Source organism: Brevundimonas vesicularis (assembly GCF_027105095.1).
GTDB lineage: Bacteria > Pseudomonadota > Alphaproteobacteria > Caulobacterales > Caulobacteraceae > Brevundimonas > Brevundimonas vesicularis_E.
Genome location: NZ_CP114278.1, coordinates 2679697 through 2700000, shown reverse-complemented (window position 1 = coordinate 2700000; position 20304 = coordinate 2679697). Strand labels below are relative to the sequence as shown.

The 20304-nt window shown below is 61.0% G+C and carries 18 protein-coding genes, 1 tRNA gene and 2 rRNA genes (1 of these 21 only partly in view); 14 read left to right on the top strand and 7 right to left on the bottom strand.

The window, feature by feature from the left end; genetic code table 11:
- The 4 genes from O2K97_RS13490 to O2K97_RS13475 form a co-directional block, all read left to right on the top strand.
- Positions 1–1637: ribosomal RNA gene (locus O2K97_RS13490) — 23S ribosomal RNA — on the top strand (it extends 1142 nt beyond the left edge of the window).
- Between the two features lie 85 nt (positions 1638–1722).
- A 5S ribosomal RNA gene (rrf, locus tag O2K97_RS13485) occupies positions 1723–1837 on the top strand.
- A gap of 87 nt (positions 1838–1924) precedes the next feature.
- Positions 1925–2001, top strand: a tRNA-Met gene (locus O2K97_RS13480).
- A gap of 210 nt (positions 2002–2211) precedes the next feature.
- The gene (locus tag O2K97_RS13475) at positions 2212–2673 is read left to right on the top strand and encodes a MucR family transcriptional regulator (RefSeq protein ID WP_269219648.1); all 462 of its coding nucleotides are present in this window, start codon (positions 2212–2214) and stop codon (positions 2671–2673) included.
- A gap of 211 nt (positions 2674–2884) precedes the next feature.
- Here O2K97_RS13475 and O2K97_RS13470 read toward each other — a convergent pair whose 3' ends face one another.
- Positions 2885–3580 carry a hypothetical protein gene (locus tag O2K97_RS13470; protein ID WP_249750263.1) on the bottom strand — a complete coding sequence of 232 codons (696 nt, stop codon included), beginning with the start codon at positions 3578–3580 and terminating at the stop codon, positions 2885–2887.
- Between O2K97_RS13470 and O2K97_RS13465 the strand changes: the two genes are divergently transcribed.
- The gene (locus O2K97_RS13465; protein WP_269219647.1) at positions 3561–4361 is read left to right on the top strand and encodes a hypothetical protein; all 801 of its coding nucleotides are present in this window, start codon (positions 3561–3563) and stop codon (positions 4359–4361) included. The genes O2K97_RS13470 and O2K97_RS13465 overlap by 20 nt on opposite strands.
- Positions 4362–4630: 269 nt before the next feature.
- On the opposite strand, the gene O2K97_RS13460 is transcribed toward O2K97_RS13465, so the two are convergent.
- Both O2K97_RS13460 and O2K97_RS13455 read right to left on the bottom strand, forming a co-directional pair.
- Positions 4631–5323: a hypothetical protein gene (locus O2K97_RS13460; RefSeq protein ID WP_249750266.1), complete on the bottom strand. Its 693-nt coding sequence runs from the start codon at positions 5321–5323 to the stop codon at positions 4631–4633.
- 59 nt (positions 5324–5382) lie between these two features.
- Positions 5383–6108: a hypothetical protein gene (locus O2K97_RS13455; RefSeq protein WP_269219646.1), complete on the bottom strand. Its 726-nt coding sequence runs from the start codon at positions 6106–6108 to the stop codon at positions 5383–5385.
- Between the two features lie 180 nt (positions 6109–6288).
- On the opposite strand from O2K97_RS13455, the gene O2K97_RS13450 reads away from it, so the two are divergent.
- Positions 6289–8367, top strand: coding sequence for a CHAT domain-containing protein (locus tag O2K97_RS13450; RefSeq protein WP_269219645.1), 2079 nt, complete (start codon positions 6289–6291; stop codon positions 8365–8367).
- Between the two features lie 319 nt (positions 8368–8686).
- On the opposite strand, the gene O2K97_RS13445 is transcribed toward O2K97_RS13450, so the two are convergent.
- The 3 genes from O2K97_RS13445 to O2K97_RS13435 form a co-directional block, all read right to left on the bottom strand.
- Complete coding sequence (locus tag O2K97_RS13445; protein WP_269219644.1) at positions 8687–10852, bottom strand: ATP-binding protein; 2166 nt, start codon at positions 10850–10852, stop codon at positions 8687–8689.
- A 99-nt stretch (positions 10853–10951) separates the two neighbouring features.
- Complete coding sequence (locus tag O2K97_RS13440) at positions 10952–12169, bottom strand: SIR2 family protein (protein WP_269219643.1); 1218 nt, start codon at positions 12167–12169, stop codon at positions 10952–10954.
- A 538-nt stretch (positions 12170–12707) separates the two neighbouring features.
- Positions 12708–12938 carry a helix-turn-helix domain-containing protein gene (locus O2K97_RS13435; RefSeq protein WP_269219642.1) on the bottom strand — a complete coding sequence of 77 codons (231 nt, stop codon included), beginning with the start codon at positions 12936–12938 and terminating at the stop codon, positions 12708–12710.
- A 135-nt stretch (positions 12939–13073) separates the two neighbouring features.
- Between O2K97_RS13435 and O2K97_RS13430 the strand changes: the two genes are divergently transcribed.
- Genes O2K97_RS13430 through O2K97_RS13420 form a run of 3 tightly spaced genes read left to right on the top strand, consistent with a single transcriptional unit; the run spans position 13074 to position 14139 of the window.
- The gene (locus O2K97_RS13430) at positions 13074–13454 is read left to right on the top strand and encodes a hypothetical protein (protein WP_249750272.1); all 381 of its coding nucleotides are present in this window, start codon (positions 13074–13076) and stop codon (positions 13452–13454) included.
- A 29-nt stretch (positions 13455–13483) separates the two neighbouring features.
- The gene (locus O2K97_RS13425) at positions 13484–13891 is read left to right on the top strand and encodes a hypothetical protein (protein ID WP_249750273.1); all 408 of its coding nucleotides are present in this window, start codon (positions 13484–13486) and stop codon (positions 13889–13891) included.
- Entirely contained in the window at positions 13888–14139 is a 252-nt protein-coding gene (locus O2K97_RS13420) for an RNA polymerase sigma factor (RefSeq protein ID WP_269219641.1), read from the top strand. The genes O2K97_RS13425 and O2K97_RS13420 overlap by 4 nt, the downstream gene beginning before the upstream one ends.
- 840 nt (positions 14140–14979) lie before the next feature.
- Here the strand turns inward: O2K97_RS13420 and O2K97_RS13415 are convergent.
- Positions 14980–15858 carry a LysR family transcriptional regulator gene (locus O2K97_RS13415; RefSeq protein ID WP_207823005.1) on the bottom strand — a complete coding sequence of 293 codons (879 nt, stop codon included), beginning with the start codon at positions 15856–15858 and terminating at the stop codon, positions 14980–14982.
- A gap of 96 nt (positions 15859–15954) precedes the next feature.
- On the opposite strand from O2K97_RS13415, the gene O2K97_RS13410 reads away from it, so the two are divergent.
- The 5 genes from O2K97_RS13410 to O2K97_RS13390 all read left to right on the top strand — a co-directional run bounded on the left by O2K97_RS13410 (position 15955) and on the right by O2K97_RS13390 (position 20292).
- On the top strand, positions 15955–16764 hold the full coding sequence (locus O2K97_RS13410) for a type 1 glutamine amidotransferase domain-containing protein (protein ID WP_269219640.1): 810 nt from the start codon (positions 15955–15957) through the stop codon (positions 16762–16764).
- 2 nt (positions 16765–16766) lie between these two features.
- Positions 16767–17222: a VOC family protein gene (locus tag O2K97_RS13405; RefSeq protein WP_269219639.1), complete on the top strand. Its 456-nt coding sequence runs from the start codon at positions 16767–16769 to the stop codon at positions 17220–17222.
- Positions 17222–18328 (top strand): NADH:flavin oxidoreductase/NADH oxidase, encoded by a 1107-nt coding sequence (locus O2K97_RS13400; RefSeq protein WP_249750277.1) that lies wholly within the window; start codon positions 17222–17224, stop codon positions 18326–18328. Before O2K97_RS13405 ends, O2K97_RS13400 begins: the two co-directional genes overlap by 1 nt.
- The gene (locus O2K97_RS13395) at positions 18325–19476 is read left to right on the top strand and encodes a major royal jelly family protein (RefSeq protein ID WP_249750278.1); all 1152 of its coding nucleotides are present in this window, start codon (positions 18325–18327) and stop codon (positions 19474–19476) included. The genes O2K97_RS13400 and O2K97_RS13395 overlap by 4 nt, the downstream gene beginning before the upstream one ends.
- Positions 19477–19551: 75 nt before the next feature.
- Positions 19552–20292: an SDR family oxidoreductase gene (locus O2K97_RS13390; protein WP_249750279.1), complete on the top strand. Its 741-nt coding sequence runs from the start codon at positions 19552–19554 to the stop codon at positions 20290–20292.
- Positions 20293–20304: the final 12 nt, after the last annotated feature.

Here is a 20304-nt window from a genome sequence, read left to right as displayed (position 1 = left end):
TCCTGCGCGGAAAATGTAACGGGGCTCAAGCCGTGCGCCGAAGATATGGGTTTGCAGTTTACTGCAAGCGGTAGCGGAGCGTTCCGTAGGCCGGTGAAGGTCAGGCGTGAGCCTGGCTGGAGGTATCGGAAGTGAGAATGCTGACATGAGTAACGATAAGAGTGTGAGAGACACTCTCGCCGAAAGACCAAGGGTTCCTGCGTAAAGCTAATCTGCGCAGGGTTAGTCGGCCCCTAAGGCGAGGCTGAAAAGCGTAGTCGATGGGAAGCAGGTAAATATTCCTGCACCAGCTGGAAGTGACGGATGGCTTAACTCGTACCCACTTATTGGATTGTGTGTGCGGGGGCGTTGTCCCAGGAAATAACTCCAGCAGAGACCGTACCCGAAACCGACACAGGTGGTCAGGTAGAGCATACCAAGGCGTTTGAGAGAACTATGCTGAAGGAACTCGGCAAATTGCACGCGTAACTTCGGAATAAGCGTGACTCACCTTGCGCAAGCAGGACTGAGTGGCACAAGCCAGGGGGTAGCGACTGTTTAGCAAAAACACAGGGCTCTGCGAAGCAGCAATGCGACGTATAGGGTCTGACGCCTGCCCGGTGCCTGAAGGTTAAAGGGAGATGTGAAAGCGTCGAACTGAAGCCCAGGTAAACGGCGGCCGTAACTATAACGGTCCTAAGGTAGCGAAATTCCTTGTCGGGTAAGTTCCGACCTGCACGAATGGCGTAACGACTTCCCCACTGTCTCCAGCATAGGCTCAGTGAAATTGAATTCCCCGTGAAGATGCGGGGTTCCCGCGGTCAGACGGAAAGACCCTATGAACCTTTACTATAGCTTCGCCTTGGCGTTAGCGACCGTATGTGTAGGATAGGTGGGAGACTATGAAACCGGGGCGCCAGCTCTGGTGGAGTCGTCCTTGAAATACCACCCTTACTGTCGTTGACGTCTAACCGAGGGCCGTTATCCGGTCCCGGGACATGGCGTGGTGGGTAGTTTGACTGGGGCGGTCGCCTCCTAAAGTGTAACGGAGGCGCGCGATGGTGGGCTCAGACCGGTCGGAAATCGGTCGTCGAGTGCAATGGCATAAGCCCGCCTGACTGCGAGACTGACAAGTCGAGCAGAGACGAAAGTCGGCCATAGTGATCCGGTGGTCCCGAGTGGAAGGGCCATCGCTCAACGGATAAAAGGTACTCTAGGGATAACAGGCTGATTTTGCCCAAGAGTCCATATCGACGGCAAAGTTTGGCACCTCGATGTCGGCTCATCACATCCTGGGGCTGGAGCAGGTCCCAAGGGTATGGCTGTTCGCCATTTAAAGTGGTACGTGAGCTGGGTTCAGAACGTCGTGAGACAGTTTGGTCCCTATCTGCCGTGGGTGTTCGAAGCTTGAGAGGATCTGTCCCTAGTACGAGAGGACCGGGATGGACATACCTCTGGTGTACCTGTCATGGCGCCAGCTGTGCAGCAGGGTAGCTAAGTATGGAATAGATAACCGCTGAAAGCATCTAAGCGGGAAACTAACCTCAAAACAAGGCTTCGCTGAGGATCGTGGAAGACTACCACGTTGATAGGCCAGGTGTGGAAGTGGGGCGACCCATGAAGCTTACTGGTACTAATAATCCGATCGGTTTGATCGTTTCTCAGCAAAACTCATTCGATGATCGTTCAGACCAGAACGATCTCAGACAATGTCTTCTCATCATCCGCTGTCCCCCTGGTTGACCTGGTGGCTATGTCGGAGGTTCCCCACCCGATCCCATTCCGAACTCGGTCGTTAAGCCCTCCAGAGCCAATGGTACTTCGTCTCAAGGCGCGGGAGAGTAGGTCGCCGCCGGGTCTACCAGGCGGACAGCCGATGATGAACAAACACCGCTATCGCGGTCCTTCTCGAACCGTTCTTCCTTCTCGATACACTACCGTTTGCCGCGGGATGGAGCAGCCCGGTAGCTCGTCAGGCTCATAACCTGAAGGTCGTAGGTTCAAATCCTACTCCCGCACCCAAGTTTTAACCCGCTATTCCAACAGGATAGCGGGTTTTTCTTTGGCCAAATTCCCCACCCCAAATCCGCCCGTGGAAGCCTCGTGGAAGCACCCGGCGCGCAAATGCAGGCACAGCGGGGCTTTGGATCACGATGCTGAGAGACGACGCGGCGACAGCGGTTGCTCTCGCCAGAGCCAAATGCGACGCTTCGCGCGACCTAGGAGCTCTTGATGACCGACACCCCGACCGAACATGCCGGCGCAGCCGATCTGCTGTCCCTCACCGCCGACATCGTCGTGGCGTTCCTGGCCAACAACAAGGTCGATCCCGTTGCGGTCCCTGAGGTCATCAGCGCCACTCATTCGGCCCTGGTCCGGCTAACGGCCGCACCGGCCGAAGCGACCGCAGAGACAGGTCCCGAAACGCCCGGCCGCGCTGCTATTCGGAAGTCGGTGACGGAGGAGGGGATTGTCTCCTTCCTGGATGGCAAAATGTACAAGACGCTGAAACGACACCTCAGCACGCGGGGCTATACGCCCGACAGCTATCGTGAAGCGTTCGGACTGCCGGCCGACTATCCCATCGTGGCGCCCGGCTATTCGGCCGTAAGATCCGCCCAAGCCAAGGCGATCGGGCTCGGGGCTAAACGAAAAGGCACGCCTCCGAAGCAGAGGGCCAAACGAGCGTCCTGAAGGCGACACGGGCAGGCACCGGTGTGCAGTGCTTGAGGCTGGCTGGTTATGTTTCCATCTACAGCGGCGCACCGCCGCCGTTTCTACGAAGTGTTGCGCGTGCGTTCGATCAAGCCAGCATCTGACGCTTTGGGTGGACCTTCAGAAAATCCTAAAGGGGAAGCTGATTGCGGATTTCTGGTCGCCGCGCACCAGCTCAGCGGCAGTCGGTTCAACTAGCCCGGTAGGCGTCCAAATCCCATCCGCCACTATATTGGCTGTGATAACCGTCCAAAGGCTGCGGGAGACCGGCGATGACAGCCAACTGACCGATGCAGCGGCTTAGATGTGCCCTAAGCTGTTCAAGCGCATCGAAGTAGACCTGCCTACTCTCGTGGGAACGGTAGCGGCCATCCTCGCCACTTGTAGGGGTCTGCTGGCGAAGCGATTGTTCAAAGGTTAGGAATTGCCGGATTGGCCCAAGCATGAGCTCGATGAGATTCGCGAGCACAGGGTCAGTTGAACCGATCAATCGGACTTTGACCTCGAGCAGAGATGCACGGATTTCCTGGAAAGCTTCCAAGGCCTCGTCGATACAACTGTCACAACACTCTTGAGAGTTGAGGACGCGCCGGTCAGCCAGCCGAGTGACCAATTCCGCCGCGATTAGGCGATCGGCTTCGCTCGCACGGGACATGACAGTCACAAACGGCAGGGAAATCGGAACGGCATCGAGGCCCACCCGAGGTAAACGGCGAACATCGGCCAGCACATTGGCGATGTTGAACTGGAAATGGATGGCACCCGTACGCATGGCGGGGAGGCTAAAGCCGAAGGCGACGCCTGTGCAACCGTGCCTCATGGTTAAGCGCTGGCAAGCGGACCGATTCCTATGCAAAACCGTGTTCATGAACAGCGTCAAAGCCATAGATATCCTTAAACGCCAGTCCGGGGCCGCGATTTCCTTGGCGCGTGGGGACAAGGATGTGCCCGAGTTCAGCAAGTGGCACCGCGATACCAAGGTCGCCATCGAGCGCATCTTTGGATCACAGAGCAGCCACATGTCGGATTACGAGGACGTCCGATATTCCCTCGGCATCTTCACGACGGATACGCCCGACTACGTCTTCGCGGAGGCCCGCCGCGATGGTCTGAGGCATGCGGCCACCATTCTGGACTCCATGATCGACGAGATCACCGAGTATGGCCTGCCGGGGGAGGCAGCAGCGACTGAGGTTCCGGACGCTCTCGCTTTGATCGAGAAGCTATGCCTCCGCTTCCACGCAGCGGCCCGTCAGCTTAGGCACCGTCACGGCGATCGGCCTACCCTCACCATCGCTGACGAATATGACGTCCAAGACCTGCTTCACACGATCTTGCGCCTTCACTTCGACGATGTGCGGCCAGAGGAGCATTCACCGAGCTACGCCGGACGAGGGTCTCGCATCGACTTTCTGCTCAAAGCCGAACGGCTCGTCGTCGAGGTGAAAAAGACCCGCCCGTCGTTAAAGGCTGCTGCTCTCGGCGAAGAACTGATCGTCGATCGCGCGCGCTACCAAGCGCATCCCGGCTGCGACACACTCGTATGTTTCGTCTACGATCCTGATGGTCTGATCAACAATCCGCGTGGCATCGAGGACGACCTTGAAGGAGTGCAAGGTACCCTGCGGACCCGCGTTATCATCGCACCACGTAATGAGCCCCGCTAGTCTGGGCGATGGCCCCACCGAAGGCCGCTCTCGGTTCAGAATGGGACAATGACGCCTGGTTCAGACCTGGCTTAAGCCGCCCAAGCCACCGCGTCGGCGTAGTTCTCGCCGTCTTCCACGGCGGCGCGCCGCCCTGGGTAAATCCGAGAACTATCCCGCCGATGTTGGACTTCTCGGTTGATGTTGGGAAGGCGCAGTTCGAGGTCACCGGCGGTGAGGCCGATGATCCCTGATCGCAACAGGTGCCAGTGTTGCTTCGTCGGCTTTTTTTAGACCTGGGCGGCGTCGTAGTCGGTGTTGAACTGGATGGTCGCCCGACGATGTAAGTCATCGAGTGCTGCATACTCTTCCACGATCGTCCGCCGGAGTCGGAAAGCGGTCGCGGTGATGTTGGCATGCAAAATGACCTCGATCGCCAGCGTGATTGCTTCGCCGACTTCGTAGAAGTTTGCCCAGACCATCTGGTCGATGGGTTGGTCGAAGAAATCCGCCGTGATCTGCATGCCGGCCTTCTGGCCGTAGTCGAAGACCGCCGACGTCGCGATCAGGTTAGCGTGGCCGCTCAACAGATTGATTTGGTCCTTTAGCTCTTTGATCTTAGCGTTCTCATCGGGGAACGTTGTCTTGAACCACGGGTAGACGAGCTTGGTCATCAGCAACTTGGGTTCGACCATGTTGCCCTGATCGTCCTCGGTGCGGTGATCTGGCTGGGGATGGGCGAGAAGATACGCTGCGAGCGTGGTACCTTCGAGAACCTGACGGATGCAGAGGTTCATCTGAATGCGGTGCTGCCGCATGGCGGATAGAAGTGCCTGACCGGCGAATGATCGCACCGTTGCCCACGCTCCGGCGAAAAGCATGTGTGACTTCGGCAGGTCGGTCACCATGCTGTCCATGACTGAGAAGGCACCGTGGGCGAAGACGCCGTAGATACCGGCCCGCTTCGCGGTCCACTCGATCATCTCCGATTCCTGTGCCGCGAGTAGCTGGATGCGATGGTCAGGAACGACTTGGGCACCCATCAGGCCAAGAACCCTTGCCGAACCGTCATCGCGACATCGATCAACTCATCGTATGCCGCTCCGAAGCCGGGTTGCAGTTTGATACCTTGGGCGTCCCTCGCAGCGGTGCCCAGCATGGTGATGGCCAGCATGATGACCTGACCGGCGAGGTAAAGGCTCATCCGCGTCTCATCCTCATTCGGGTGGTCGAAGAACCCTCCATCGGTGTCGGTATTGGCCAGATAGTCGAAGACGAAAGCCGACCCCAGCACAGTCGCGTGTGAGAGGTGCCGGTTGATGTGATCCTTGTTGTGCTTCAGGTCGCGGCTTAGGGGCGGATAGGCGGTGCCGATCCATCTGAACGCACGCATTAATCCCTCTTCGTTGGCGGCCATGAATTCGTCGGCCGACATGTCGGGTTGGTTTAGGTCTTCGGGCGTGCCGGGGTGAATCGCGTGGTAGCCCATCAGCGACGTCGCCTCGATGACTTGTCGGAGGTTCTGACCACTCTCGATCCGATGTTGGCGTAGGGCGGACAGGACGGACAGCCCGGCCATCTTTCGGGCGTGAACGTAGATGCCCTGAAAAAACATCTGTCCTTTATCGACCGACGCCAGACAGGTGGCGAAGTGGTCGAAAGCCATCTGTGCGAACCTGGCCTGATCGGGAGCGACCGAAAGTGTCCACGCCATCGCCTTCGGTTCGTTGGCCGTCACCGTCTCCAAGACAAGCGATAGGTCGTTCATGGTCTTCCCCGGAGCCGAGCCGCTCAACGGGGGACACTGCCGGTGGAAGTCCCCCATTTCCACTCGCAATCTGGGGGTATCCACGTCTCCCTGAGATCCATTGAACTACCAAATTCCCTCGCGGCTCTGCTCTCTCCGAACCGGATTGGCGACCACATTCATGCCGAGCTAGGATCGGCTATGGCCGATGGCTTCCTCACAGAGATTCACTACCTCGTCGCCACGCCGGATTGGCGGCCGGAAGACACGACCCCTCTAGCGGGCTTCTCGCCTCGGTTGGCCTTGTCGAGCGAACTGATCCGGCGCGTCGCTCTTCTTCCTGCTAATGTCTACGAGCTGTGCCCCGAGTATCACCTGGGGCGCATCGCCAGCCGCGTCTGCGGCACATCGGCCATCCAGTTTTTCCCGCAATCTCCTCGCGCAATCATGTCCGAGCCGATGCCGCTGGAAGCGCCATTCTCGGTCATCATTCTTGGACCTGGGCAAAGCGTCGCGCCTTATCAAACGTGGCTGGCAAGCTGCCCGATCAAGCCCGTTGTGGTCGCCGAGAAAGACGGAACGCTTAGCTACGCGGAATTTGATGTCGACGGCCTCCAGAAAGCGCTGCTCGCTACGTGCGACGCCATGATGGCGTTGTCGCCCAGTGAGGCCGTTGCAGACACCAAGCGCTGTATCGGGTCTTGGTCTCCGCCTGCGGTGCGCAGGCTGGACTACACAGTGGGCGGCCACGCCACGGTGACGCCCAATCTGATCGCGCTGTCCGTCCTGGGGTTCGACAGCCCCGTGACGGGGCGGTTCAAAGCGACAGGCGACGGCATACAGCCGTATGTCGCGCAGATCGTGCAAACGACGCGCAGTGTGCTCGAGGAACGGGCGGCGGTGCCGGAGACACTGCCCGAACCCAGCTTTCCTAGGCCACCCGCGCTCACGCTCTTTGCGCCGGCGGTGTACCCGCATGTGAACGCCCTGAAGCCGGTAGCGAACGCTGACAAGCTTGAGCGCCGGAACTTCCGCATAATCAAAAACATGATTCAGCGTCAGCGGGGCTATGCGTACGACATCACGACCGAAGCCCAGAACGTAGCCCTGACCGGCATGACGGTCGAAGAGGCGAAGTCGGGGACGGGCACGTTCAAACCCAACGTGTTGATGCAGGCCCGTCAGATTGAATTGCAGCTCACAACGGCCGTGATGGAGATTCTGACGGCCTCGGAAATCTCGGCCGTCGCGCGCCTTCCAAACGACATCAATCGGACCGGATCGGCGGTGCGTCAATTCTCCAACCACTACCGCATGGCCAATCGGTCCGACGCCGAGACGCTGGCTGATTTTCGGGCCGTGCAGGCGCGCATTTCCCAGGCGGTGCCGCCCGAGTTTCTGGACCTCATTCGCGATGGCGGCGATCAAATCCGTATCGTCGCCGACGCACATCTGGAATGGCTTGAGGTCGATGGCCTGCCGCTGTGCCTGCGTAAGCAGGTTTCGCGGGTGTCGGTGACGCCTGGAAACCTGTTCGTCTCACAGATCGGCGCACAACAGCCGATCCGGATCGTGCCCGAAACCTTCAAGCGCGTGCTCGTCCTGAGCGCCCTGAAATCCGAAGACCAAATCCGAGGCATGTTCGAGGCTGCCTTCGTGACCTTCGGCAAACTCTGGAAGGACAGGTTCGAAATCACCTTCAAGGAGGTCGGCAGCGCCGACCAACTGGCGGACGCGATCAACGCGTTCGACGGCGCCATCGCGATCTTTGACGGGCATGGCACGCATGACCGCGACAAGCCGGCCGTGCTCATGCTCAAGGACGAGGCATGCGATGTGTGGTCGTTGCGCGCTCGGATCAAACGCGCTCCGCCGATCATGATCCTTAGCGCCTGCGATACGCATGCAGCCGACCGCAATCACGCGACGACCGCGAACGGCTTCCTGATGCTGGGCTGCCGTACCGTTCTGGCGTCGGTCTTCCCGTTGGAGGCCATGAATGCGGCGACGTTTGCGGCACGGCTTCTGTACCGGCTCGCCGAATTCGTGCCGCCCATGATCAATGCGGTCGGCAGGGCCATGACCTGGGCCGAAATCTGCTCCGGTATGATCCGCATGCAGGCCGCCACAGATCTGCGTCATGAATTGCTCAAGAAGCGCCTCATCACCGACGCCCAGATGATCGAGCTGGGTGAAGGCCAGCAACCGCGCGATCAATCTGGGCGATCCCGACCCGTTCGCGACCATCGAGGCGAAGGTTGTCGAGCTTGGCCTCGATGAGAAACGCGCCAAGCGCGAACTTCAGATGGCCATCGCGGGATCAAGCGCGATCAGCTACCTCCAGATGGGCCGGCCCGAGACCATTCTGTTCGACACGCCTGAGCGGCTGGCGCGTGAGGCAGCTCAGATGGACGAATCCTAATCTATTGAGCCCAACCGTCGCTCCAGCGCACTGCACTCAAATCGGACAGCATGACTGATCGCGCATCAGGCATGGCGAGATTCGACTGTTCCATCTGCTGAGCGTTCTTTTAGACTAAGCGAAGGGGCTCGGAACGCGACCGGCTGTGATCTTCGGCGACTGATCGGAGGGACTCGATCAATCGCCTACGATATCGAGCAGGGGATCTGGCGCGTCAGGCCCGGCGGGACCATCTCCCCCGTCAGCGATTGGGGGTCCACCACCAGGCTGCGCAGGCATCCATTCAGCGATGACGTCCTGCCAGTTCAATTCGCGCGGCGATTTCTGTGTCCAGACATCCCAGAAATCGGGGTCTTTCGATTGCGGCTGGTGCGCATCCGGCAGTTCATCGATTTCAACGAGGATCGGGATGGGCGTCGCCCACCCAAGAAGGATAGCTTGTCGCGAAGGCAGGCTCGGCAATTCTTTGAGAAGTCCCCCTACATTGTCGGGCACGAGCTTAGACACGAGGCCTTGGTCGGCGTCGTTGACGAGGCGATGCAGCAGAAACGTATTGCATTGAGCCAGCACCGTCGGAGATAGCTCGGATGGCCGCTGCGAGGACAGCACGAGACCTAATCCGAACTTTCGGCCTTCCCTAGCGATGCGCTCGAACGTCTCTCGACAAAGGTGACTCGGTGACAAGGCATCGATATCGCCGCCCTTCTTGATGAAGGAATGAGCCTCTTCAAGTACCAGGACCGTCGGCAGCGTCTTCCCTTCAGGATGGACGCGTCGATATCGTTGGAGCGCCTCGAAGATCAGCCGCGCTGTGACGGCGACGACGATATGAACGACTTCGGCGGGCACGAGCGAAAGGTCAATGACCGCAAGCGGTCCGTTGCTAGCGCCATCATCGCCCACATAGTCTTTCAGCCAGTCCTCGAAGGTTGTGGGCGGGTCGCGGGAGATGACAGGGCCGAGCCGTTGGTCCGCGAGCATGCTCTTAATCCGAAGACCCAGCGTCGAGATGAACGCCGCCAGATTGCCTCCTTGTTCGGTGGCGATCTGCTCAAGATGAGCAGGCAGTTGGTTCACGTCGAAATATGTAGGGGAATCCTCGCTCGTGCCGATGAGTTCGACGGCTTCCGGAAGGTCGCGAATTAGCGCCTGGATTTGATCGCGCACGCCTTCAAGGTCATCGAAGCTGAAGTCGTTGAAATAGCCATTGCCGGAGCTACGGTTGTCTAGAACCTCGCCTGCCGCGACTGAAATCTCGCGCAGTGGGTCGTGATAGGCGACGTCCATATCATCGACGAACGCCAGCGTGTCGTCTCGTATTCCTTCAAGGAGTCGGGCTGCAGAAAAGCGAGCTGGCACGCTACCGCTGAACGCTGGAGCGCCTTGATTTAGAAGCGCCACGATCCGGATTACATACGATCCAAGGTATCTTCGAACGATGGCCTCTCTTGGCACACCATGAATATTCCCCCCTTTTAGCTCACGAAGCCCCTGCATCAAAAGTGGGCGCTGAGCACCAGGCTGCGCGTGGGCTACGGCAGTCCATTCGTGGCCGCTCCAAAGCCACGCTGGAACGTCTAACGGTCGAACGTCGTCGGCTACCGGAGGGACACGGAAGACACGCGTTTGCCCACCCAGATCGTTGAAGGCCTTGGAATATTCTCCATTCGGATCCAGGATAATGAAGCGCGCATTCGGCGTAGGATTCTCGCCACCAATCTCTCGCTTACTTGCCTCCAGTGACCAGCGAATGAGGCCGGCAACACTGCACGATTTTCCGCTGCCGGTATTTCCCAAGACGGCGAGGTGGCGCCCAAAAAGCTTGTCTGGATCGACCTTGATCGCTGCATCGGCCGCGAGCGGTGATGCGCCAATCCGGACGCGTTTCTCCGAGTCCTTTCCGCCGACAATAGCGTCGATCTGTTCGGGCGTCGGAATCAGAACTTGGTCGCCGACAGAAGGGAAGGCGCTTACCCCTCGCGACAGTTCGTATTTTACCGTACCTGACGCGCTGTCGCGTCGCGACCGAAGAGTGCCAACGGGGGCCACCCACATCTTCCTCAGCGGGAAAGGAAGGTCGATGAGGCCAAAGTCTTTGAGGCCTGCCCGTTTCGGGTACGGAGAACGCTCGATCCCGATCCAGTGGACGTAGGCGACGGTCGCGCCAGCTTCATTCGGGATGACGACATAGCTGTTGAGCCTCGGAAACGACGACGGCGTCCCTGTATTGAGGGCTGTTGTGTGCGGAGCCTCAAGCTCGAGCTGGATCCGTATCTCACCGGGCGCAACCGACTCGACTGAACCGATGACGAGTTCAGCAAGGCGTTCGATGGCGCTGGTCATCCCTGCGCTCCTTCTCCGCCACCGCCGGCGATGTCCGGTCCAGGTTGATCGACTGCTGCTTCACGGACCGGAGCGATATCTGGCCGCCGTCGAAGGATGTCAGACAGGCGGCCGGTGATGTAGTCGAGCGCCGGCTTCGGCAGATAATGTTCGACGAGATTTTCGAGGCCGCCGAAATGCGATCCGCAAAGAAGCGAGACTTGGGCCGTTCGGACCTTTTTTGCAGAAGTTCTTTAGCCGATCATCGACGCCATAGCTTATGATGACGATGTGCGTGGACGGGATCGAGAGCATGTCGAGCAACACGCGATTGATATGATCGTCTCCGAACCCATAGCCGTAGGTGACAACAACGGCGTTGGGGCGACAGACGGCTGCCGCCATATCGCGGAAAATCTCGGCGTAAGGGTAAGCGGTGGTCTCCACGTCCTTTGCAGGGTTGGGATAGATCATCACCGTATCGATTGGACTTTGCGGAATGTCCGTGTGGTCGTCGGCAGCACCGAAAGGAATGCCGACTCGCCGGATCACTTTCGACGCCTTATCGAACTGCCAGTCGATCGACCCGTGCAGTTTCGACACCCGCACGACGCCTTCCATGAACCGAGGCTCGCCTCGAATTCCTGGCGGGTTGTAGTGCATATCCAGTTCGACCCGCGATGATCGAAAAAGCGGATTGAGCGCACCGACGAAACGATCAACGATCCGAAGACCGGCAAGATCGCAGCCGTGCTCGATCAACCGCTCGTAATTCGTCGTGAAGACGTGCAGGCGCTCGCGGGACGCCGAACGACTGGCAAAGCTCAAGAGGAAGGATTGGAGGAGGCTTTCAGCTTTCAGCCGACCATCTTGGTGGGCCCCTGATATGGCCCGTTCCGTCGCCAGAATGCTGCGCAGGAAATCCAACATCTTGGCATCAATCTGCCTCTTGAACGCCGTTGCAGCTGCCTCGTCTGTGACTGTCAGCCCCTCAAGAACGGCGAGGGCGCTACGGAACTGATCTTCGATGTTTGCCGCCCCTCGGCCCATTGATTGAGCGGTGGTCTCAGCGTGCCGATTGATACTTGCATCATAGGCGCTACCGAAGGCGATCTGGCCCATGTCTGCCGCTCGGCCGCCAGCGGCAAAAGCGACCGCTGATGTGAACCCGCTGCCCAGCACCAGATTCAGATGCTCGGCTTGGAAGACGGCCGACAACCAAGGTTCGATATAGCGTCGGGACCGCTCAATGAACTTCTCAAGATCTTCACCCGCAGGCAGATCGTCGACGGCATCGAGGTGCGAGCCGGCCCTGTAACAGTGCGGTTTCCAATCCATCGCCTCACCCCCTGACTTTTCCCGATGTTGGAGGTTCGGGCCCTCTACGACAAGTTGAACGGTAAAGTGTGCGAGACTCAAGGTCGGTCGCTATTGGTGCGGGCCCGAGCCACCGCAGGACAACTCCTGGCGGGTCTGGGTGCGATGCTGACTGCTGCCCGCGCGCTCGCTTGGTGCGGATCCCTCAATGGTGCCAAGGTCCGATACCGGGCGATCGAGGCAACAAAGACGCCAAAACAGAGAGGGCAAGATAAAAGCCACAAGGTGCGGCGGGGGTGGGGTGATGATTCCTCGTCGTATTTCAACTTGATAGGTCAAGGCGTGCGCCGAGCGTGCACCTTGCCTTGGCGGTCATCTCTTTGAAGCGGCGCGGTAAATCGCGCCTTTTCTGTGCGTCTTGGCTGTCTGAGCGGACCGGGCCGCTCTCGGCCGGTCAAGGGCGGCTGCGCCGTCGCGGAGCGATGAGCACGTGCCGCGCTCACCCCTGACAGGCCTTTCGCGGCCCGGCGTGGGTCCGCCATAACGACGCTGGTGAAGATCAGGCCTTCAGTCGAACGCCTGGTCCGCCAGCAGCGTCTGCTGGAATGAACACGACACCAGCCTCCTCGAGTGAGTTCTGAATCCGCGCCATATTGGTGGTGAGGATTGCGCCTTTGCCGGTCTCAAATCGCAGGATGGTGGAGTCCGCGACACCGGATCGTTCTGCCAACTCGCGAACGCTAATTCCGAGCGCAGCACGGGCCATACGAACCTGCACAGCATGCATCATGACTGAAATTCCTCTCTTGATGATGGAATTTCGTTGACATCGTCGCTGAAATTCGGTCGAGTGTAATGGAGATTCCATCAAACTCCACCGTTCAGCGATGACTGGGCGACCGAGCGTTTGCGCGGGAGGTTCCGCATGCCTGATTTCCAGAGGGTATCTTGGCACCAACAATGGCTGGCGCTCAATGACGAGTATGCCCGGCAGTTAGACACTTGGGCGGTGGCCTTGGCGCGGCTTGAGCGCCAGCCGGGTTGGTTTGCCCTGTCAGACGCGGATCGCGATAGGGCGGAGCGGGCCTGCGGACTTACTGACACAAACACCCGCCTGCGGTTGATGGACCGCCGCCTTCGCCGCTGGTTACGCTTTCTGCCCAAGGTACCGGCTCAGGATATCGAGGGCGTCATTGCGAACCTGCAAGTCGCTGAACGCCTCCTGGCGCCGGAAGAAAACCGCATCGTGCATGGACTGATCGTCAGGGCCGCCCGCGATCTCTCACGTTTGAAGCATCCGTCGTGACACGCGCTCGTTGGCGCCCCGATAGACGTTTGGCCCAGGTACTTGCGGGGAACGCCCGGGCTTTCAAGGAAATAGCACAAGCCGGAAACTCGGAGATTGACGGGTCTCGCGCCTACTATCTGGCTATCGCCACTGAGCTGGCTCTGAAGGCCTATCTTCTTCAGTGCGGGATCACGGACAACTGGAACCGCATCCATCTGCGGCATGATCTGAACAAGGCGCTGAGATGCGCTCGTATGGCAGGCCTACGTCATCTGCCAGACGGACTTCCTCAACTGATCGCCACCCTCAGCCCGCTCTATGCTTCAGGGGCATTATCCTTTGGGCAGGGCAAGCCCGTGCTCCTGATGACGCCGGAAACTGCAGAGGAAGTGGTCGGCGGCCTTCTATCGGCTGTTGCAACCGCCATGGATGACAACGGGCAGGCAGACACATGAACCGCCAGAAGGCCTCACCACGACGCATTTTAAGGCGCTCAACTGCCGCTGATCAGAAGCGCGCCCTAGCCAAGGCGATCCTCCAACTCCCGGCCGATCTGCGGGACGTGTTCCTGCTGCACCGGATGGCGGGGCTGTCCTTTGAAGAGATCGGCCAACAACTCGGCATCAAGCGCACCGTGGTTCAGGCCCATCTGGCGGAAGCCTTGGCGCGGATTGCTCGCGCGGTGCCCCCTGATGATGTCTGACATTGGGCTGGGCTTAGCGATCATTGCTGACAGCCTGCCCGCCAAATCACCGATCTCACTAAATGGCAAAGGACGTTATTTGACTCATATCGGACTTTGGGAGCGTCCGCTGACGGCATCCAACTACGAATCTGAAGATCGGACGTTCGAATCGTTTCGAGCGCGACGCAAGTGTCGGACGACACAGCAGGCTAGACTCCGACACAGAAAGTTGGACTCATTGGCCCACATCTCGGGCTCCCAGCATTTTCCAGGGTTTGAAGACTGGACTACCGCTGCAATTGCGGGGCGTTTGGATATGGTTCGGTCAGCTTCGGGCTCTTAGGTTCAGGACCCATTGATGTGAGGCGCTGGATCTGTATCTGATTGATGAATAAGGGAAATATGGTGGGCGCGCTAGGGCTCGAACCTGGGACCCGCTGATTAAGAGTCAGCTGGTTGACGGCAGTGTTCGCTTGAAGCCGGGGCCTTTATGGGGGTATTTTGGGGTATCCTCGGGCAGTGCGAAATCAGGCAAGACCCCCAGCCGCGATCTGTGGCTCACAGCCGGATTCTCACGCTAGTGCAACGGCGTGCCCCAGCCCTTCCGCAACGGGATTGGTCGGAAAGATCCCAATTATTTAACGTGAGTTCGAGTCCCGCCTGAGGATCCGAACAGAGGTGGCCGACTTTGGGGCAGGGGACGACACAACCTTTTCATTCCTAGGATGAGCGCTTTGTGCCCCACATCCGGCCGTTCGGCCTTGTCGCCGACGATCCCGAAAGCCGCCCTTTGTTCCGCCAGCGCTCAACTGGTTCAGACCCGACATTGCGCTCACGGCCCAACAGGTGTGGCCACCATTATGTTCGGAGTGCAGCAATCAGCGCGTCCCGAGCCATGGCCACGCGCGGGTGTCGCAGCGATGAGCGTGCCCAGACGAGGTAGTAAGCGTTGCGCGGCACCGTGACCGGGGCGGGTATCTCGATCAGCGTGCAGGCAGCGCGTTCGCTGCGGGTGAGATAGCCGGGCATCACCGTCCAGCCGAGACCCGCGCACAATCCCGATCGCAATACTCTCAAATCGGGCGCGGTCAACGCGGGCTGGCTCGTCAGCTCGAGCTGGTTTGCATGGAGCCAGGTTCGCAGCAGCGGCCGGTCGAGGTCGTAGGCGAGGTGGGCCGTCCGGTTGAGCCCGTCGGCAAGCGGCAATTCGGCAATCCGCATGGCCACGGCGGGTGAGGCTACGGCGCGCAGATGCTCTTCGCCCAGCGCATGGAAGGCCAACCGCGGATCTTCGGGTTGCGAGGCGGTGACGGCCAGGTGCACCTTATCTTCGAGGAGCATGGCATAAAGCGCCTCGCGCCCGCCGATATGCAGCCGCAGGTCCAGCCCTGCTTCCAGCAGCGGAGCCAGTCGGGGCGTGATCATTTCGCCCAGCAGGTCCGACGGCGCGGCGATGTGGACCGTGCCCGAGATGCGGGACGAACGGGCCCGCGCGCTGGCCAGTGCCGATTCCGCCGTATCGAGGCTGCTTCCGATTGAAGCAGCGAGATCGTCGGCGATCGCTGTCGGTCGGACGCCGCGCGAATGGCGATCGAACAAGGGACGGCCCAGTTGCGCCTCGAGCGATGCGATGTGCTGCGACGCCGCCGGTTGGGTGATGCCGATTGCCCGGGCCGCCTCGCTCAGTGAACGACGGCGGTAGACTTCGACGAAGGTGCGCAACTGCAGGAGAGACATTCCGGTTCCATAACCGGATTTATGGCCGTCCGCCATTCCCGCTGGATTTCATGATGCCGTTCCCTGCGTATCTAAGCCGCCGAAAGGAACGATTGAATGCAAAATCGCCGCCAACTGCTGAAAGCACTCACCGCTGTCTTTGTGGCGGGTGCGGCTGCGCCGGTTGCGTTTGCTCGTGTCCCCGACATCAATGGAAAAGGACAGTTGACGATGACCCGCATTCTCATGGTGGCCACCTCCGCCGACCGAATGATTCCCGGCACCGAACCGACGGGTGTCTGGCTCGAGGAACTTACCACCCCGTATTATGCCTTCCGCGATGCGGGCGCCGAGGTGACGCTGGCCTCGATCAAGGGCGGCGCCATCCCCGTCGACCAGCGCAGCGTCAACGCCGACGGCGAGAACGACGCTTCGGTCGAGCGCTATCTTAAGGACGAGGCCCTGAAGGCCGAGGTTACCAGCACCCCTGTATTCACAAGCATCGATCCCGCCGGCTACGACGCGCTGTTCCTGCCCGGCGGCCACGGCACCATGTTCGATTACCCCGGCAGCGACGAACTGGCGCGCCTGGTCGAACGCTTCGACCGCGAAGGCAAGATCGTCGCCGCCGTCTGCCATGGACCGGCGGGGCTGGTCTCAGCGAAAAAGGCCGATGGCACGCCCTTCGTCGCCGATCGCCGTGTCGCGGGCTTCACCGACAGCGAGGAACGCGCGGTCGGCCTCGATCAGGCGGTGCCGTTCCTGCTCGAAACGCGTCTCAAGGAACTCGGCGGCAAGCACGAGGGCGGCCCCGATTTTGCCCCCTTCGCCCTGCGCGACGGCAATCTGGTGACCGGCCAGAACCCCGCCAGCGCTACCCGCACCGCGGAGCTCGTGATGGAAGCCCTCAAGGACAAGGTCGCCTGATCATGCGCTATCTCCACACCATGGTGCGCGTCGCCGATCCCGAGGCGGCGATCCGTTTCTTCACGCTGCTGGGTCTCAAGGAAACCCGGCGCATGGAGAACCAGGCCGGGCGTTACACGCTGATCTACCTTGCCGCCGACGAGGATTTCCGCGGCGACGGCGAGCAGGGCGATGCCGAGGTCGAGCTGACGTACAACTGGCCGCCGGAGGATGGCAGCGCTTCCGAGAAATACACGGGCGGCCGAAACTTCGGCCATCTCGCCTACGGGGTCGACGACATCTACGAAACGTGCGCGCGGCTGCAGGCGGGCGGCGTGACGATCAATCGCCCCCCGCGTGACGGATACATGGCGTTCGTCCGCTCGCCGGACGGGATCTCGATCGAACTGCTGCAGAAGGGCGAACACAAGGCTCCGGCCGAACCCTGGGCCTCCATGCCCAACACGGGCGAATGGTGATGGCGAAATTGTTCGAACCGATTGAGGTTGGCGGGCTGCGGCTCGCCAACCGCATCGTCATCGCGCCGATGTGCCAGTATTCGGCAGTCGACGGCGCGATGACCGACTGGCACCAGATGCATCTCGGCCAGTTGGCGCTCTCGGGCGCGGGCGCGCTGACGATAGAGGCGACCGCGGTCAGCCCGGAAGGGCGCATCACCTACGGTGACGTCGGCCTGTACGATGACCGTACCGAAGCGGCGATGCGAAGCGTGCTCGAAAGTGTGCGCCGTTGGTCGGACATGCCGCTGATCATCCAGCTGGCCCATGCCGGCCGCAAGGCGAGCTGCGCCAAGCCGTGGCAAGGCGGAACGCAGATCGCCCCCGATGCGGAGAATGGCTGGCAGACCGTGGCACCCAGCGCCATTCCCTTCGCTCCGGACGACAATCCCCCTGTCGAACTGGACAAGTCAGGGCTTGCCCGCATCCGGGAGGCGTTCGCGGATGCCGCCCGGCGCGCCGGCAGGCTCGGCATCGAAGCCATCCAGATCCACGTCGCGCATGGCTATCTGCTCCACGAGTTTCTTTCGCCGATCTCCAACCGGCGCGGCGACGAATACGGCGGCAGCCTCGACAACCGGATGCGGTTCCCGCTCGAAGTGTTCGATGACGTGCGCGAAGCGTTTCCGGCCGACCGCCCGGTGACCGTCCGCGTTTCTGGGACCGACTGGGTTGAAGGCGGCTGGACAGCGGAGGAAACCGCATTGTTTGCACAGGAGCTGGAGCGGCGCGGTTGTTCGGCAATCCACGTCTCCGGCGGCGGCCTCGACCCGCGCCAGCAGATCCCTGTCGGTCCCGGCTATCAGGTGCCGCTGGCGCGGACGGTCAAGGACGCGGTCTCCATGCCTGTCGTGGCGGTCGGAATGATCACCGATCCGCACCAGGCGGAGCGCATCCTCGAAGACGGGCATGCCGACGCCATAGCGATAGCCCGCGCTGCGCTGTGGGAGCCGCGTTGGCCCTGGCACGCCGCCGCCGCGCTTGGCGCATCGGTCAAGGCGCCCCCGCAATATCTCCGGTCCGAGCCCCACGAAGCGGGCCGCATCCTCGAGGAAATGACCCCATGAAAACCTCCGTCAAACTGCTTCTTGCCGCTGGCGCTGCCCTCTCGCTTGCCGCCTGCTCGACGACCCGCGAGGGTGCATCCGCGCCCCAGATCGAACAGGTCGCGACCTTCGATGGCGCGATGCCGACTGGCGTGACCGTCGCCCCCAACGGGCGCATCTTCGTCAACTTCCCGCAATGGGGCGACAACGCGCCGTTCACGGTTGCCGAGCTGGTCGACGGCAAGGCGGTGCCTTATCCCGACGCCGCGACCAACCAGCCCGATCCGGCCGACCCGGCTGGGCATTTCATCTCGGTGCAGAGCGTGGTGGCCGACGGCGCCAATCGCCTCTGGGTGCTCGACACGGCGGCGCCCAAATTCTCTCAACCACAGGCCGGCGGTGCAAAGCTGGTGGCAATCGACCTTGCGACCGACCGGGTGGTGAAGACGATCGTCCTGCCGCCCAGCGTGGTGCTGCCCACGACCTACCTCAACGACGTGCGCTTCGATCTGCGTCAGGGCGCCGAGGGCGTCGCCTACATCACCGACAGCAGCAACGAGGGGATCGGCGGCATCATCGTCGTCGATATCGCAAGCGGGCGGGCGATCCGGCGCCTGTCGAACCATGCGACGACCAACCCCGAGCCCGGCTTCACCCCGGTTGTCGATGGCGCGGTGCTCATGAACCGCCCGGCTGACGGCCCCACGACGCCGGTCACGATCGCAAGCGACGCGATTGCGCTCAGCGCCGACGGCAGCCTGCTGTATTATGGTCCGCTGTCGGGTCGCACGCTTCACGCGGTGCCCACGGCGTTGTTGCGCGATCCCGCGGTGTCCGAGGAGGAGCTGGGCCGCGCGGTCCGCAGCCTGGGGCGCAAAGGCGCCTCGGACGGGATAGCCGAGGACGACAAGGGCCGCGTGTTCGCCGGCGATTACGAGAACAACGCAATCCGCGTGCTCGACCAGGGCCGCTGGACGACGGTGGTCAGCAACCCGCGCATCAGCTGGCCCGACACGCTGTCGATCGGCACCGACGGATATCTCTACTTCACCGCCAACCAGCTCCACCGCCAGCCCGGCTTCCACGGCGGCCGAGACCTGCGCCGCAAGCCCTACGAGCTGCTCCGCATCAAGGTGGGCGCCGCTCCCGTCCTGTTGCGCTCGCGGTGACCCCACCAGGCCGGGCGGGCTCCCGCGGAGCCGCGATCCGGCGAAAATCAACAATTGACTTGAAGGAATACAGTCATGACCAAGGGTATCGAAGGTAAGGTCGTTCTCATCACCGGCGGCAGCACCGGCATCGGCGCAGAAACCGCGCGTCTTCTCGCGGAACGCGGCGCGAAGGTGGCCATCGCCGCACGGCGCAAGGACAGGCTCGATGAGGTCGTCGCGGACATCGCCGCAAACGGCGGCACGGCACGTAGGTACGCGCTGGACGTGACCGACAAGTCGGCGGTCCAGTCCGTCGTCGCCGCAATCATTGCCGACTTCGGCCGCCTCGACGTGCTGATCAACAACGCCGGGCTGATGCCGATCCGTCCGATGGCCGAGGTCAACACCGACGAGTGGGACCAGATGATCGACGTCAATCTGAAGGGTACGCTCTACGGCATCGCGGCGGCCCTTCCCGGTTTTCTCGAGCAGGGCAGCGGCCACATCATCAACCTGAGCTCGGTTGCGGGCATCAAGGTCTTCGCACCAGGCGGCACGGTCTACTCCGGCACCAAGTTCGCCGTCAGCGCGATCAGCGAGGGCTTGCGCCACGAGGTGGGGGAAAAGGTCCGGGTCACGTCAATCGAGCCAGGAGCTGTCGAAAGCGATTTGAAGTTCACGACCTCTGGCACGGCTGCCGAGACGGTGCTGGACTTCTACAAGCAGGCCATTCCGGCGGCATCGGTGGCGCGTGCTATCGCGTTCGCTGTCGAACAACCTGATGACGTCGACGTCAACGCGATCGTCATCCGGCCGACCGCACAGGAGTTCTGATTTCGACGAGGA

Coding starts and splice junctions, on each gene's coding strand:
- O2K97_RS13475 (WP_269219648.1), top strand. CDS start 2,212: ATGACCGACACCCCGACCGAACATGCCGGCGCAGCCGATCTGCTGTCC.
- O2K97_RS13465 (WP_269219647.1), top strand. CDS start 3,561: ATGAACAGCGTCAAAGCCATAGATATCCTTAAACGCCAGTCCGGGGCC.
- O2K97_RS13470 (WP_249750263.1), bottom strand. CDS start 3,580: ATGGCTTTGACGCTGTTCATGAACACGGTTTTGCATAGGAATCGGTCC.
- O2K97_RS13460 (WP_249750266.1), bottom strand. CDS start 5,323: ATGATCGAGTGGACCGCGAAGCGGGCCGGTATCTACGGCGTCTTCGCC.
- O2K97_RS13455 (WP_269219646.1), bottom strand. CDS start 6,108: ATGAACGACCTATCGCTTGTCTTGGAGACGGTGACGGCCAACGAACCG.
- O2K97_RS13450 (WP_269219645.1), top strand. CDS start 6,289: ATGGCCGATGGCTTCCTCACAGAGATTCACTACCTCGTCGCCACGCCG.
- O2K97_RS13445 (WP_269219644.1), bottom strand. CDS start 10,852: ATGACCAGCGCCATCGAACGCCTTGCTGAACTCGTCATCGGTTCAGTC.
- O2K97_RS13440 (WP_269219643.1), bottom strand. CDS start 12,169: ATGGATTGGAAACCGCACTGTTACAGGGCCGGCTCGCACCTCGATGCC.
- O2K97_RS13435 (WP_269219642.1), bottom strand. CDS start 12,938: ATGATGCATGCTGTGCAGGTTCGTATGGCCCGTGCTGCGCTCGGAATT.
- O2K97_RS13430 (WP_249750272.1), top strand. CDS start 13,074: ATGCCTGATTTCCAGAGGGTATCTTGGCACCAACAATGGCTGGCGCTC.
- O2K97_RS13420 (WP_269219641.1), top strand. CDS start 13,888: ATGAACCGCCAGAAGGCCTCACCACGACGCATTTTAAGGCGCTCAACT.
- O2K97_RS13415 (WP_207823005.1), bottom strand. CDS start 15,858: ATGTCTCTCCTGCAGTTGCGCACCTTCGTCGAAGTCTACCGCCGTCGT.
- O2K97_RS13410 (WP_269219640.1), top strand. CDS start 15,955: ATGCAAAATCGCCGCCAACTGCTGAAAGCACTCACCGCTGTCTTTGTG.
- O2K97_RS13405 (WP_269219639.1), top strand. CDS start 16,767: ATGCGCTATCTCCACACCATGGTGCGCGTCGCCGATCCCGAGGCGGCG.
- O2K97_RS13400 (WP_249750277.1), top strand. CDS start 17,222: ATGGCGAAATTGTTCGAACCGATTGAGGTTGGCGGGCTGCGGCTCGCC.
- O2K97_RS13395 (WP_249750278.1), top strand. CDS start 18,325: ATGAAAACCTCCGTCAAACTGCTTCTTGCCGCTGGCGCTGCCCTCTCG.
- O2K97_RS13390 (WP_249750279.1), top strand. CDS start 19,552: ATGACCAAGGGTATCGAAGGTAAGGTCGTTCTCATCACCGGCGGCAGC.